The organism is Streptomyces sp. BE20 (assembly GCF_036322525.1).
Lineage (GTDB): Bacteria > Actinomycetota > Actinomycetes > Streptomycetales > Streptomycetaceae > Kitasatospora.
Genome location: NZ_JAQYWW010000812.1, coordinates 1 through 1,564, shown reverse-complemented (window position 1 = coordinate 1,564; position 1,564 = coordinate 1). Strand labels below are relative to the sequence as shown.

At 67.3% G+C, this 1,564-nt stretch carries 1 protein-coding gene; it reads right to left on the bottom strand.

The annotated features are described in order from the left end of the window. Positions 1-15: 15 nt before the first annotated feature. Positions 16-1,539: a hypothetical protein gene (locus tag PUR61_RS17250; protein ID WP_329879741.1), complete on the bottom strand. Its 1,524-nt coding sequence runs from the start codon at positions 1,537-1,539 to the stop codon at positions 16-18. Between the last annotated feature and the right edge of the window lie 25 nt (positions 1,540-1,564).

The window sequence follows — 1,564 nt, the reverse complement described above, 5'->3', positions numbered from 1 at the left end:
GGGTGGTGGTTTCGGTCAGGGGGTGCGGATCCAGAACTCGATCGACAGCGGCGGGACGGTGATCGTCAGCTGCGGGCCGGTTTTGTTGCTGATGAAGAGGTTGTTGGTGCTGGGGCCGTAGCGCAGGCCGCGGAAGGTGGCGGCGGTCTGGGTGTCGACGGTGAAGGTGTATGGCGTGCTGGAGGAGTTGGTGATCGCGAAGACCGGCTTGCCCTCCGGGGTCTTCCACGCCATGATCCGCTGGCTGGGCGATGGCAGGTCCTGGTAGCCCCACTGTGGGGAGAGCTGGTAGCGCAGGAGTGGCTCGTCCACGTGGTAGCGGACCGAGTTCCAGGGCATGAACTGGACGAAGCCGGCGATGGCGTTCCAGTTGCGGGGGATGAAGTCCCAGTGTCCGGGGGCGATGTTGGGGTGGTGGCTGAAGTCGGTGTCGGTCGGGGGGCGCCAGTAGCCGAGGGCGTAGCCGTCCGCCTCGACGTTGGTGGTGGGTTTGAGTGCGTGGAGCCAGAACCAGGTCGGCGCATCCTGGAACGTCATCCAGTTCATGATGGACTGGGCGGTGTTCAGCGTCCGGGCGTCGCTGGTCTGGTTGTCGAGGTACTCGAACTCGTTGTTGAACACGGGCTTGCCCAGGGCGCCGGCGGTGTAGCGGCCGGCCGGGATCTGTTCGGTGCTCTGTGTGCCGACCCGGTGGAAGGTCCAGGCGTCCACTGCGGCGAGTGCCTGGGGGTCGGCGACGGTGGCCTGGCCCAGGGAGTCCATCCAGCCACCCTGGCTGTTGGAGTGGATGAGGGCGTTCGGATACTTGGCCTTGATCTTGGGGGCGACGGCCTTGAACGTCTGCACGTACTCGGCGGGTGTGTACTGGCAGGTCGAGTAGGCCGCGATCCCGCTCGGTTCGTTCTGCAGGCCCCACATCGAGATCGGCACACCGCGGGCCGTCAGGTAGTCGAGGTCACCGACCATGGCGTCGCCGAGCTCGTCCAGGAAGGCCGGAGTGAAAGAGGCCAGCTTGCCCGCGACGAAGGAGTTGTTGCTCTTGAAACCGGGGGGCGGCGACCAGTACTCGGCCGCGACGCCCTCGATGCCGGACCTGCTGATCATGTCGGCGAGCAGTTCGGCCTGGCCGGGGTAGCGGTTCTGGAGGTGCTTTCCGGTGGGATCGGTCCCACGGAAGTACAGGCCGAGGCCGAGGCGGCAGTAGCGAAAGCCGCGGTCGGCGCGGCCGCCCTTGAGCATCTGCTGGTAGAAGCGATCCCGTTCGCCGGGGGTCAGGTCGTAGGGGACGCTGCTGAACGAGTCGGGCAGGCCGTTGTTGTTCGAGCCGATGGAGTCGGACTGGATCTCGAACCCGAGCCCGAGGATCGTCTGTCTCCGTGGTTGGTCGAAGCGGATGGTGTAGTTGCCGCTGGTGGCGGCGGCGGCCGAGGTGGCGCTCGCGAGGGTGATCAGCGGCGCCATCGCGGCGCCGGCGCCGGCGATGGCGGCGCCGCGCAGGATGGATCTGCGGCTGATCGGGCGCGGCTCGGGGGTGGACATTTCTCGCCTCCGGGAGGTGGGGGTG